Origin of the sequence: Nocardia alni, from assembly GCF_019038435.1 — a bacterium.
GTDB lineage: Bacteria > Actinomycetota > Actinomycetes > Mycobacteriales > Mycobacteriaceae > Nocardia > Nocardia alni.
In genome coordinates, this window is sequence record NZ_JAGPOX010000107.1 from 22,803 (window position 1) to 34,581 (window position 11,779).

General features: G+C 68.7%; 11 protein-coding genes and 1 pseudogene. 7 read left to right on the plus strand and 5 right to left on the minus strand.

What is annotated here, in order from left to right:
• The first annotated feature begins 15 nt into the window (after positions 1-15).
• Together JZ791_RS31525 and JZ791_RS31530 are read left to right on the plus strand one after the other, a co-directional pair.
• Complete coding sequence (locus JZ791_RS31525; RefSeq protein WP_216899395.1) at positions 16-666, plus strand: TetR/AcrR family transcriptional regulator; 651 nt, start codon at positions 16-18, stop codon at positions 664-666.
• A 44-nt stretch (positions 667-710) separates the two neighbouring features.
• Entirely contained in the window at positions 711-1,862 is a 1,152-nt protein-coding gene (locus tag JZ791_RS31530; protein WP_216899414.1) for an acetyl-CoA C-acetyltransferase, read from the plus strand.
• 28 nt (positions 1,863-1,890) lie between these two features.
• Here JZ791_RS31530 and JZ791_RS31535 read toward each other — a convergent pair whose 3' ends face one another.
• Positions 1,891-2,277, minus strand: a complete 387-nt coding sequence (locus tag JZ791_RS31535) for an ester cyclase (protein WP_216899397.1) — start codon at positions 2,275-2,277, stop codon at positions 1,891-1,893.
• Between the two features lie 123 nt (positions 2,278-2,400).
• On the opposite strand from JZ791_RS31535, the gene JZ791_RS31540 reads away from it, so the two are divergent.
• Positions 2,401-3,012, plus strand: a complete 612-nt coding sequence (locus tag JZ791_RS31540) for an SbtR family transcriptional regulator (protein WP_216899398.1) — start codon at positions 2,401-2,403, stop codon at positions 3,010-3,012.
• Between the two features lie 69 nt (positions 3,013-3,081).
• Positions 3,082-5,043: a molybdopterin-containing oxidoreductase family protein gene (locus JZ791_RS31545; protein ID WP_216899401.1), complete on the plus strand. Its 1,962-nt coding sequence runs from the start codon at positions 3,082-3,084 to the stop codon at positions 5,041-5,043.
• Positions 5,044-5,055: 12 nt separating this feature from the next.
• Here the strand turns inward: JZ791_RS31545 and JZ791_RS31550 are convergent, their stop codons facing one another.
• Genes JZ791_RS31550 through JZ791_RS31565 form a run of 4 tightly spaced genes read right to left on the minus strand, consistent with a single transcriptional unit; the run spans position 5,056 to position 8,555 of the window.
• On the minus strand, positions 5,056-6,147 hold the full coding sequence (locus JZ791_RS31550) for an NAD(P)H-dependent flavin oxidoreductase (RefSeq protein WP_216899403.1): 1,092 nt from the start codon (positions 6,145-6,147) through the stop codon (positions 5,056-5,058).
• Positions 6,144-6,902 (minus strand): CoA-transferase subunit beta, encoded by a 759-nt coding sequence (locus JZ791_RS31555; RefSeq protein ID WP_216899405.1) that lies wholly within the window; start codon positions 6,900-6,902, stop codon positions 6,144-6,146. The genes JZ791_RS31550 and JZ791_RS31555 overlap by 4 nt, the downstream gene beginning before the upstream one ends.
• Entirely contained in the window at positions 6,899-7,777 is an 879-nt protein-coding gene (locus JZ791_RS31560) for a CoA transferase subunit A (protein ID WP_216899407.1), read from the minus strand. Before JZ791_RS31560 ends, JZ791_RS31555 begins: the two co-directional genes overlap by 4 nt.
• A 1-nt stretch (position 7,778) precedes the next feature.
• Positions 7,779-8,555, minus strand: a complete 777-nt coding sequence (locus tag JZ791_RS31565) for an enoyl-CoA hydratase family protein (RefSeq protein ID WP_216899408.1) — start codon at positions 8,553-8,555, stop codon at positions 7,779-7,781.
• 78 nt (positions 8,556-8,633) lie between these two features.
• Here JZ791_RS31565 and JZ791_RS31570 point away from each other — a divergent pair, with 78 nt between their 5' ends.
• The 3 genes and pseudogenes from JZ791_RS31570 to JZ791_RS31580 all read left to right on the plus strand — a co-directional run.
• Positions 8,634-9,425 (plus strand): SDR family oxidoreductase, encoded by a 792-nt coding sequence (locus tag JZ791_RS31570; RefSeq protein WP_216899410.1) that lies wholly within the window; start codon positions 8,634-8,636, stop codon positions 9,423-9,425.
• A gap of 41 nt (positions 9,426-9,466) precedes the next feature.
• On the plus strand, positions 9,467-10,384 hold the full coding sequence (locus JZ791_RS31575) for an SDR family oxidoreductase (RefSeq protein WP_216899412.1): 918 nt from the start codon (positions 9,467-9,469) through the stop codon (positions 10,382-10,384).
• A 632-nt stretch (positions 10,385-11,016) separates the two neighbouring features.
• Positions 11,017-11,779 (plus strand): annotated as a pseudogene (locus JZ791_RS31580) (hypothetical protein); the annotation flags it as partial.

Sequence of the window (11,779 nt, forward strand, 5' to 3'; positions counted from 1 at the left end):
GCCGACGACGACCGGATGGACCAAGCAAATGCTTGGTTGTATTATGGGCGGGTGGCCGTACCCGAGGGATCCAAATCCGCACGTCGCAACGAGCTGCTGGCCCTGGCTGCCGGGCTGTTCGCCGAGCGCGGATTGCGTGCCACCACGGTCCGCGATATCGCCGACGCGGCCGGAATCCTGTCCGGCAGTCTCTACCACCATTTCGACTCCAAGGAGTCCATGGTGGACGAGATCCTGCGCGGCTTCCTGGACGAGCTGTTCGCCCGGTACCGCGAGATCGACGCCGCCGGCTTGCCCGCGCGAGATACGTTGGAGGCGTTGGTTATCGCGTCCTTCGAATCGTTCGACCGCTCGCACGCGGCCGTGGCGATCTATCAGTCCGAGGCCAAGAAGCTCAGCGGTACCCCACGTTTCGAATACATCGATGAGTACAACCGGGAGTTCCGCGACCTGTGGCGCCGGGTGCTCGTCCAGGGCGTGCAGGACGGCAGCTTCCGATCGGAGCTGGATGTCGATGTGGCCCTTCGCATCCTGCGCGACACCGTCTGGGTGTCCGTGCGGTGGTACCGGCCCGGCGGCCGGATCACCGTGGACAACCTGGCCAAGCAGTATCTGACCATGGTGCTGGACGGTCTCGCCAATCCCCGAGCACAGCAACAGAATTAAAAGGAGCTCCCATGTCGGCCCCCGCTCGCCGCCAGTACTCGCCTGTGCGCGAGGCCTATGTCATCGACGCCGTGCGCACCCCGGTCGGCAAGCGCGGCGGCGCGCTGTCGGGCGTGCACCCGGCCGACCTCGGCGCGGCGGCGCTGCAGGGTCTGTTCGGCCGTACCGGCCTGGACCCCGCGTACGTCGACGACGTCATCGTCGGTTGCGTCGACAACATCGGCCCGCAGGCCGGCAACATCGGCCGCACCATGTGGCTGGCCGCCGGATATCCGGAGCAGGTGCCCGGTGTGACCGTGGACCGGCAGTGCGGCTCGAGCCAGCAGGCGATCAACTTCGGCGCGCAGGCCATCATGAGCGGCACCGCCGAGGTGATCGTCGCGGGCGGCGTGCAGAACATGAGCGCGATTCCGATCTCGGCGGCGATGCTCGCTGGTAGGGAGTACGGCTTCGAATCCCCGTTCGTGGGCGCGAAGGGCTGGGACCACCGTTACGGCACCGGCGAGGTGTCGCAGTTCAACGGCGCCCAGCTGATCGCCGAGAAGTGGGATATCAGCCGCGAGGATATGGAGCGCTGGGCGCTGCGCAGCCACGATCGGGCCCGCAAGGCCATCGCCGAGGGCGCCTTCGACCGCGAGATCGTCCCGGTCGGCGACTTCTGGATCGACGAGGGCCCGCGCGAGACCAGCCTGGAGAAGATGGCCGGGCTGAAGCCGCTGAGCGAGGGCAGCCGCCTGACCGCCGCGGTGGCCAGTCAGATCTCCGACGGCGCGAGCGCCACCCTGCTGGCCTCGGACTGGGCCGTCGCCGAGTACGGCCTGAAGCCTCGCGCCCGCATCCACCACGTCAGCGCCCGCGGCGCCGACCCGATCTACATGCTGACCGCCCCCATTCCGGCCACGAAGTGGGCCCTGGAGAAGACCGGCCTGAGCATCGAGGATATCGACGTCGTCGAGATCAACGAAGCATTCGCCCCGGTCGTGCTGGCCTGGCTGAAGGAGACCGGCGCCGATCCGGACAAGGTCAACGTCAACGGCGGCGCGATCGCCCTGGGCCATCCGCTCGGCGCGACCGGCGCCAAGCTGTTCGCCACCCTGCTCAACGAGCTCGAGCGGGTGAACGGCCGGTACGGGTTGCTCACCATCTGTGAGGGTGGCGGCACCGCCAACGCCACCATCATCGAACGCCTCAGCTGAGATACGCCGATGGGCGCTGCCGGACGGGTCAGGGGTGGCCGGGGATGCTGATCAGGGATGCCGGGTCGGGCATGCCCTGACCGGTCGCCCAGGCCTCGGCGATCCGGCCGCTGTCGATGCGGAAGATCTCGATCAGCATCGGCTGCGGGGCGCCGTCCGGGAGCGGGACCCCCTCGACGGAGGAGCGGATGGCGACCCTGTCGCCGTCGACCAGCACATCCTCGGCGATGACGCGAATATCGGGGAATTTGGCGACCAGGGTCTGCCAGGCATGCTTGCCCACCTCGAATCCGGTGGCGTTCAGGGTGTGGTTGCGGCAGTCCGGCGTGTGCAGTTCGCCGGCTCGGTCGAATTGCCGGGAGTTGAAGCATTCCTGCATCCGCAGTACCGGGGCTGCGGTGTCGTGCGCGGTCATGGGTCCTCCTGGATCGGGACGATGGGCGACGTCCGGCCCTAAGCGGTGCGTCGCCCCGGTTATGGCTCCGAGCATACGGGGCGGCGACCCGGTTATGCCAGAGGTGGCTATGCTTGGGGTGACATGGAACGTCGACAGACCGAATCCGCCCAGGGAACGCCCGGCGGGACCAGGGAACTGCGAGCCGACGCGCGCCGCAACCGGCAGCGCGTCCTGCGGACCGCACAGCAGCTGTTCGCGCAGGAGGGGCTCAGCGTCTCGCTCGACGAGATCGCCCGGCGGGCCGGTGTGGGCCCGGGGACGGTCCATCGCCATTTCTCCACCAAAGAGGCGCTGTACCTTGCCGTTTCGATCGATCAGATCGAGCAGTTGGTGGCCGAGGCGGCCGTCCTGGCCGCCGCCGACGATCCGGCGGCGATATTCACGCTACTGTCGCGCATGATGGCGAACGGAGCGGAGAACGCCCTGGTCAAGAGCGCGCTAGCGGCGGCGGAGTTCGATCTGCGCAGCGCCGCCCCGGAGGTGGCCGCGGGCCTCACCGGTCACGTCCGCGCTCTGCTCGATCGTGCGCGCTGGGCGGGCGTCGTGCGCCCCGATGTCACCGTCGAGGAGGCGATGGCCCTGGTCGCAGGGACCTTCGCCGCGATCCATCACGCCGACGCGCAGACCGATCCGGTCCGTGCGGCGCACATCGGCGGGATCATCCTCGACGGGCTCCGGCCACAACCTCGGTGAGCTGCGGCGTCGCCTTCCGGCCGCACAGGTGACATTCGGCGGCCGGACGAAATCACCTACGATCGATGAGTGAAGGTGCTCGGGGCGTGTCCGCTGGATTGTCCCGACGGGTGCTCGTGGGAAGTGACCGTCGAGGACGGCGTCGCCGTCTCGATGCGAGGAAACAAGAACCATCCGGTGACCAGGGGCGCGCTGTGCGTGAAGGTCAATCGGTATCTCGAGCAGCTCAATGCGCCAGATCGGATCACCCATCCGATGCGGCGGGTGGGCCGCAAGGGCGAGGGACGGTTCGAGCGGATCAGCTGGGACGAGGCGCTCGACGAGATCGCGGAACGTCTGAGCGGCATCATCGACAAGTACGGCGGCGAAGCGATCTGGCCGTTCCACGGCACCGGGAGCCTCGGCTACATCCAGGGGCTGGAGGGCTGGTCCGGTAAGCGGTTCTTCAACGTCCTGGGCTCCTCGCTGCACGACCCGACGATCTGTTCGGTGTCGGGGTCCATCGGGTTGAAATACACGCTGGGCACCGCCGGCGGCATGGACCCGGAGGATTTCGCCAAGTCCGGGTTGATCCTGATCTGGGGCACCAACCCGCTCACCTCCGGACACCACATCTGGAAGTTCATCCAGGACAGCGGGGCCTACACCGTCGCGATCGACCCGGTGCGCAGTCGTACCGCCGAGCGCTGTGACGAGCATTTGGCGCCGATGCCCGGGACCGACGCGGCGCTGGCGCTCGGGCTCATGCACATCATCGTGTCGATGGGTGCGCACGACGAGAAGTACCTGGCCGAGCACACCGTCGGCTGGGACGAATTCCGTCCTCGCCTGGACGATTACACGCCCGAGCGGGTCGCCGAGATCACGGGGCTGCCGCAGGAACGGATCGTCGCCCTCGCCGAGCGGATCGCCGGTACCCGGCCGACCGCGATCCGCGCCTCCCAGGGCATCCAGCGGCATGCGGGCGGCGGGATGGCATTACGCGTGCTGGGCTGCCTGCCCGCGGTCACCGGCGACTGGGCGATTCCGGGTGGGGGACTGCACTATTCGACGAGCGGGCACTTCAAGCTCGACGTCGCCGGGCTGGCTCGCTTCGACCTGCTGCCCCACCCGGTGCGCATGCTGTCGCAGACCCGGGTGGGGCGTGATCTGCTCGAGACCACCGATCCGCCGGTCAAGGCGCTGTTCGTGATCGGCGCCAATCCGGTCGGATCGAATCCGGATCAGGGCCGGGTGATCCAGGGGCTGTCCCGCGAGGATCTGTTCACCGTTGTGCTGGAACACTTTCCGACCGACACCGTGGATTACGCCGATATCGTGCTGCCCGCGACCATGCAGCCCGAACACCTGGATGTGATCGCCGCGTACGGGAATCTGTATCTGGTGTGGAACGAGAAGGCCGTCGAGCCGCCCGGCGAATGCCTGTCCACCACCGAGACGTTCCGGCGACTCGCGCGGCGCATGGAGTTGACCGAGCCCGCGTTGTACGAGTCGGACGAGGAATTGGCCCGCACCCTGTTGAAGGGCTACGACATCGAGCGGCTGCGTCTCGACGGATTTCTGAAGGTGCCACCGCGCCCGGTACCGGTCGACAAGGTGCAGTTCACCTCGTGGCGGGCCGAGAAGGCCGGCCACGACCCGCTCCCGTCCTACATCCCGCCCGCAGACACCGGCACGGGCCTGGTGCTGATCTCCGCCGCCTCGCACTACTTCCTGAACACCACCTTCGGCTCCAATCCCGAATTACGCCGCCGCGCAGGCGAACCCCGCGTCACCATCCACCCCGACGACGCCGCCGAGCGCGGAATCATCGACGGCGCGAGAGTTCTGGTGGCCAACGGCCGTGGCTCGTTCGAGGCGATCGCGGACGTATCCGACCGCGTCCGTCCCGGCGTCGCGGCGACCCCCAAGGGCCGCTGGGCGAAGTTCACCAACGGTTCCACCGTCAACGCGACCATCGCCGAACGAGATTCGGACTTCGGCGGTGGCGCGGTGTTCCACGACAACCGGGTGGAGATCACACCGCGCTAGCGGCGCCGAGAGCTACCCGCGAGCCTGCTGATCCATGGGCGCCCGGAGTTCGGCGAGTGCGTCGATGCGGGCCAGGGCCTCGTCGATGATGCGGTCGATGAGTTCGGCGACCGTGGGCAGATCCTGGATGATGCCGGTGACCTGGCCCGCTGCCAGCACGCCCGCGTGGGTGTCGCCCTCGACCAGTCCGGCCTTGAGCAGCATGGGGGTATTGGCGGCCATAATGACCTGCGACCAGGTGAGGTCCTTCTGCTTGCGCATGGTCAGGCCGTCGCGGACCAGGGTGGACCACTTCATACCGGTCATCGACTTGAACTTCGCGGCGTTGGCGACCGCGGCGCTCAGGCCGCGCCAACTGCCCGAATGCTCCAGGCGCTCGACCAGTTCGGTCTTGAGCACGCGGTGCGGCATGCCGTCGACCTTGAGCGACACCACGGTGTCCTGGAGGCCGCGCTGCAGGTACTCCTGCTTCACCGAGTCCGGCACGCTGGAATCCTGGGTGAGCAGGAAACGGGTGCCCATCGCGACACCGGCCGCGCCGTAGGACAGCGCGGCGGCCAGGCCGCGCCCGTCGAAGAAGCCGCCGCCGGCGACCACCGGAATGTCGACCGCGTCCAGCACCGAGGGCAGCAGCAGGGTGGTGGCGACCGGGCCGGTGTGCCCGCCGCCCTCGCCGCCCTGCACGATGACCGCGTCGGCGCCCCACGAGGCGACCTTCACCGCGTGCTTGGCCGCGCCGATGGACGGAATCACCACCACGCCATTGTCTTTCAGGCGCGCGATGAGCTCCTTCTTCGGCGCGAGCGCGAAGGAGGCCACCTTCACGCCCTTGCGGATCATCAGTTCGATCCGATCGGTCGCGTCGGTCGCGTCGGCGCGGATATTGACGCCGAAGGGCCTGTCGGTCTTGGCCTTCGTCTTGGCGATGGCCTCCTCGAGCTCGGCCAGGGTCATGGTGGCCGAGGCCAGGATGCCCAGGCCACCGGCGTTGGCGGTGCCCGCGACCAGGTTCGGTCCCGCGACCCAGCCCATACCCGTCTGCACGATCGGATGCTCGACGCCGACCAGCTCGGTCAGCCGAGTCCGCAACCGCCGCTCGGTCATGCCGTCACTTCCTTCTCCCGGAAGCCCTTGGGGTCCAGCACGTTACGGATGATATTCAGCTCTTCGCCGGTGGGCAGCCGGCTCTCGCCCGCCTCTGCCAGGCCCGCGACCTCGAACGACGTGTTCTCGGCGACCTCGCCGGCGCTGACGCCCGGATGCAGCGACAGCGCGCGCAGCGCGTGATCCGGTCCGCCGAAATCGAAGACGCCCAGGTTCGACACCACGCGGTGCAGGTGGTGGAACCGGTACGCCGGATTCTCCGGATCGATACGGTCGTAACCGATGCCGGAGATGATGTCCACGCTCTCGCAGAACACCCGCTTGCTGTGCTTGGGCACGAAGTAGCTGGTGGGGTGGTTGACGGTGTTCCCGGGCGCGCCGCGCACGCCGAACATCTGCCGGCTGGGCTGCTGCAACGGGCCGAACGCCGACAGGTTCTGATTGCCGTACTTGTCGATCTGGTTGGCGCCCATGACGACATGACGCCGGCCGGAGGCGACCACGTCGAACACCTTGCCGAACGGGATCCAGCCCTCGACGGGCGCCTTCCCGCCGATCGGCGGGACCTCCGCGAACAGCAGCGCCTCACCGTCGGACAGCAGCAGATCCGGTTCGAAGGTCAGCCGGGCCAGCCGCGCGCCGATCGTGGTGATGGTGGACATCGGGCTGGCCATGATCTCGCCCGCGCCCCGGAAGATCTCGGCGGCCGCGACCACGCAGACCTCGGCACGGGTAATGGTTGCGGTGTCTGTCATTTCTGCTCCTCGGCGAAAGCCTTGACGGCGGCCTGGTAGTCGTCCTCGGACACGTCCAGATACCGCGCCTTGAACTCGGCCCACGATTCGGGCGTCTTGGCGGCCTCGACGTAGTGGCGCTGGAACTTCTCGTCGCGCCCATAGCTGCCGGAGAAGGTGAAGTGCGCACCGCCCGGCGCCTCGACCACGCCGTCGACCATCATGCGGTTGAGGATGAGCGCCTGCTGCGGAACGGTTTTCACCAGTTCCTCGGTTTCCACCAGCCGGTCCACCGACAGGTAGCGCTTCTCGGCCGCCAGCGGGTACAGCTCGTCCATATACGGATCGACGCCGGTGTAGGCGGCGTTGCCGTGCTTATCGCCCAGATCCAGGTGCACGAATGCGGCGTCGAGACGCAATGCGGGCATGGCGACGAGGGTCTCGGTGCGCCCGTCGGCATCCGGATACGGCGAGGAGACCGTCTTCAGCTCGCCCTCCCAGAAATCGATGACCGCGGAGCCCAATCCGGCCCGGATCGGCAGGAACGGCAGCCGGGCGGCGGCGGCCTGCAATCCGCACTTCACCATGCCCTCGTCCATCTCGCGCACGATGATCGAACCCTCGGTACGCGCCTTGGCGAACCACGGGTCGTAGAACGGCGCGGAGTCCAGGGATACGAAGCCGTAGTACGCCTTTCGTACCTTGCCCGCCGAGCACAGCAGACCCAGGTCGGGCCCGCCGTAGGTGACCACGGTCAGATCCGTGACGTCCGAACGCAACAGCGCTCGCACGAACGCCAACGGCTTACGCCGCGATCCCCATCCGCCGAGGCCGATGGTCATCCCGCTGCGCAGCTCGCCGACCGCTTCGTCGAGCGTAATTCGCTTATCGCGCATACTAATTCGATCCTCCTGCTGTGCTTTTCCTTGCTGCCAGATCGTCGTCGAAGCGCGCCCGGATCTCGTCGGCCACACCGGCCAGGTTCAGCTCCATCGTGAAGCCCTGTTCGAACCGGTAGGAGCGGTGCACGTCCTGCACGTCGATGCCGTTGAGCGCCTTCTTGGCCGCGCGGATGACCCGGCCGTCCTTGTTCGCGATGTTTTCGGCGACTTCCATTGCGGCGGCGTCGAGTTCGGGCCGGGGGACGACCTTGTACACAGATCCGTAATGGTGCAACTGCTGCGCGGTCAGCTTGCCCGCGGTGTAGAACATGGTCCGCATCAGGTGCTGGGGGACCAGCCGGGCCAGATGGGTGGCCGCGCCCAGCGCACCGCGATCCACCTCGGGCAGGCCGAAGGTCGCATCGTCGGAGGCGACGATGACATCGGAATTGCCCACCAGCCCGATGCCGCCGCCCAGGCAGAATCCGTTGACCGCGGTGACCACCGGGACCTGGCAGTCGTATACCGCCGCGAACGCCTCGAAGCAGCCGTGGTTGGCCCGGATCAGCGCGGTGTGGCCGCTGTCGGCGTTCATCTCCTTGATATCCACGCCCGCGTTGAAGCCGCGACCCTCGGCACGTAGCACCACGACCCGGGTGTCCTGATCGCGCCCGGCCTCGCGCACGGCGTCGGCCAGGGCGAACCAGCCGTCGGACGGCAGGGCGTTGACCGGCGGGTAGTCGACGGTGACGACCTCGACTCCCGCGGTTTCGGTGTGACGGATGATCCCCATCCCAAGTCCCATCGTTGGCGCTTCGTTGTTGGCACTCTGCTGTTGATAAAGCAAGCAAGTGCTTGGTAGGTTATCACGGTGGCATTAGAAGTGGACCTTTCCGGATCGGTTGTGCTCGTCACCGGCGGTGTGCGGGGTGTGGGCGCCGGTATCGGCCGGGTGTTCCTGGACGCCGGGGCCACCGTGGTGACCTGCGCGCGCAGACCCGGGGAGGCGGCGATCGAAAGCTCCGGCCGCACCGCGGAGTTCCTGCCGTGCGATGTGCGCGACGGTGCGGCGGTGACGGCGCTGGTCGAGGAGATCGTGCGGCGGCACGGCCGCCTGGACCACGTGGTGAACAATGCGGGCGGTGCGCCGTTCGCGCCGGCCTCGACCGCCAGCCGCAACTTTCACGCCAAGATCGTCGAGCTGAATCTGCTCGCGCCGCTGCTGGTGTCGCAGGCCGCCAACGCGGTGATGCAGACCCAGCCCCAGGGCGGCTCGATTCTGATGATCTCCAGTGTGAGCGGGCATCGGCCCTCGCCGGGCAGCGCCGCCTACGGTGCGGCCAAGGCGGGCCTGGACAGCCTGGTCTCCTCGCTGGCCGTGGAATGGGCGCCCAAGGTGCGGATCAACTCGATCATCGTCGGCATGGTGCACACCGAGAACAGCCATCTGCACTATGGCGATCAGGCCGGTATCGACGCCGTCGCGGCGACCGTGCCGCTGGGCCGCCTGGCCGCGCCCGAGGAGATCGGCCGCTGCGCGGCCTTCCTGGCCTCCCCGCTCGCCTCCTACGCCACCGGCGGCTCGCTGCTGGTGCACGGTGGCGGCGAACGCCCCGCCTTCCTGGACGCCGCGACCGTGAACGAGTCCGCCACCCAGAGCTGAAACCCCCCGCACGCCCTGTACGAAAGAGATTGAGAGCACACATGGCAGACACAACCGACAAGATCTGCGCCGGCCGCACCGTCATCGTGACCGGCGCGGGTGGTGGCATCGGCCGTGCGCACGCCCTGGCCTTCGCCGCGGCCGGGGCCAATGTGGTGGTCAACGACATCGGCGCCGAACTCGACGGCACCCCGCGCACCGACTCCCCCGCCGCCCAGGTGGTCGAGGAGATCCTCGAGCTCGGCGGCAAGGCCGTGGTCAACGGCAGCGACATCGCGGACTGGGCGGGCGCGCAGCGCCTGATCACGCAGGCCGTGGAGACCTTCGGCGGCCTGGACGTGGTGGTCAACAACGCCGGGATCGTGCGCGACCGGATGCTGGTGAACCTGTCCGAGCAGGAGTGGGACGCGGTGATCCGGGTGCATCTCAAGGGTCACTTCGCCACCATGCGCCACGCGGCAGAATATTGGCGCGGTCGGTCCAAGGCCGGTGAGCAGGTCGACGCGCGCATCATCAACACCAGCTCCGGCGCGGGTCTGCAGGGCAGCGTCGGACAGGGGAACTACGCCGCGGCCAAGGCCGGTATCGCCGCGCTGACCATTACCGCGTCGGCCGAATTCGGCCGGTACGGCGTCACCGTCAACGCCATAGCGCCCTCGGCCCGCACCCGCATGACCGAGACCGTCTTCGCGGACATGATGGCCAGGCCGGACGGCGGTTTCGACGCCATGGCCCCGGAGAACATCTCGCCGCTGGTGGTGTGGCTGGGCAGCGCCGACTCGGCGGGGGTGACCGGTCGCATGTTCGAGGTCGAGGGCGGCAAGGTCGCCCTCGCGGACGGCTGGCGGCACGGCGTTCCGGTTGATCGCGGCGCGCGCTGGGAGCCCGCCGAACTGGGCCGGGCGGTGCGCGAGCTGATTGCCGAGGCGACCCCGGCCGAGGCGGTCTACGGCGCCTGATTCGTACCGTCGCCTCGGACCCGTCGCAGGTCCGGGGCGAAGCGGATCGCCCGGAACGCACGACTCGCCGCGACTTCCCCGCGGTAGCGATCCGTTCGCCACTCGGCGCCGAATACCCCTGTGCGAGTTGCAATGACCGAATGCGAGATGTTGTCCACGCGGAACGCTCGAACCGCCGGACTCCTGCCAGTATCCGGATAGTCGCAGGTCGGTTGGTGCTGGGTCGCCGGGCTATGCGGTATGCCCGGAAGTTGTGGGATGTCTCACGTGATCTCGCTGTGCGAGCAAACAACCGGCAGTTATGATGATCGGCATCCGTTTAAAGCCCCTGGTGAGTTCGCGACCGGGCGAAGATCTGCGCTGGAGATGATGAAGGGGAAGGCAAGCGCATGACCATTGGTCGCATTGTGCGCGTCCTGACGGTGACCGGGATCGCCGCTGGTTACGGGCTACTGGCACCGCTTGCCGCCCAGGCGCAACCCACCGATCCCTGCCCTCAGTGCACTCCGGGTAATACGGACAATTCCGGTCCGGGAACCCCCCTTCGCATCCCCGGTCGCTCGACCGCAGACGAGCCTGCGCAGCAGACTCCCGAGCAAACATCAGCACCCACACCAGCCGCGGCCCGGCCCATGCGACCGACCCCGGCCGCGGGAATCGCCGGACTTCTCGGTGTCGGCCCGGCGCTGCTGGGCACCGGTTCGGCCGCGGTCGGTTCTGCGGCCGTGGGTTCGGCCGCGGCCGGCGCCGGCGGGCTCGGCGCGACAGGGTCCGCGGCCGTCGGTTCCGCGGGGGCGACCACCGGCTCCGCGGCCGCCGGGACAGGCTCCGCGGCTTTGGGGACGGGCCTGGGCCTCGGCGTCACCGGTTCGGCCGCCGTCGGCTCGGCCGGTGCGGCCACCGGTTCGGCCCTGGCGGGGACGGGTTCGGCCCTGGCCGGGACCAGCGCGGCCACCGCAGGCTTGCTCGCGGCGATTCTCGGGACCGGTTCCGCCGCAGTCGGTTCCGCGGGCGCCGCCGCCGGCGCTGCCGTCCTCGGGACAGGTTCTGCCGCACTGGGTTCCACGGGTGCGGCTCTGTTGGGTACCGGCCTCGGCACCGGTTCCGCGCTGCTGGGCACCGGTTCGGCGCTGGCCGCGCTGTTCGGAACGGGCTCTGTCGCAACGGGTTCCGCCCTTGCCGGGCTGGCCGCCACGGGTTCGGCCCTGACCGGTTCCGCCGCGCTCGGTTCCGCCGCGGCGGCCTCGCCGCTGCTGCTCCTGCTGCTGTTGCAACCACCCCCGGCGCCGGCCGCACCCGCGGCGCCGCTGGCGATCCCGCCGGTTCCGGCGCCTTCGGCGCCCATTCCGGCGGTCGCACTGCCCGTGGTGCCCGCTCCCGCCGCGGCGCCGCCCC

What these genes read in the sequence shown, in the direction of transcription:
- JZ791_RS31535 (WP_216899397.1), bottom strand. Translation starts at nt 2,277, where the DNA reads ATGACCGCGCACGACACCGCAGCCCCGGTACTGCGGATGCAGGAATGC.
- JZ791_RS31575 (WP_216899412.1), top strand. Translation starts at nt 9,467, where the DNA reads ATGGCAGACACAACCGACAAGATCTGCGCCGGCCGCACCGTCATCGTG.
- JZ791_RS31540 (WP_216899398.1), top strand. Translation starts at nt 2,401, where the DNA reads ATGGAACGTCGACAGACCGAATCCGCCCAGGGAACGCCCGGCGGGACC.
- JZ791_RS31560 (WP_216899407.1), bottom strand. Translation starts at nt 7,777, where the DNA reads ATGCGCGATAAGCGAATTACGCTCGACGAAGCGGTCGGCGAGCTGCGC.
- JZ791_RS31565 (WP_216899408.1), bottom strand. Translation starts at nt 8,555, where the DNA reads ATGGGGATCATCCGTCACACCGAAACCGCGGGAGTCGAGGTCGTCACC.
- JZ791_RS31525 (WP_216899395.1), top strand. Translation starts at nt 16, where the DNA reads ATGGACCAAGCAAATGCTTGGTTGTATTATGGGCGGGTGGCCGTACCC.
- JZ791_RS31555 (WP_216899405.1), bottom strand. Translation starts at nt 6,902, where the DNA reads ATGACAGACACCGCAACCATTACCCGTGCCGAGGTCTGCGTGGTCGCG.
- JZ791_RS31550 (WP_216899403.1), bottom strand. Translation starts at nt 6,147, where the DNA reads ATGACCGAGCGGCGGTTGCGGACTCGGCTGACCGAGCTGGTCGGCGTC.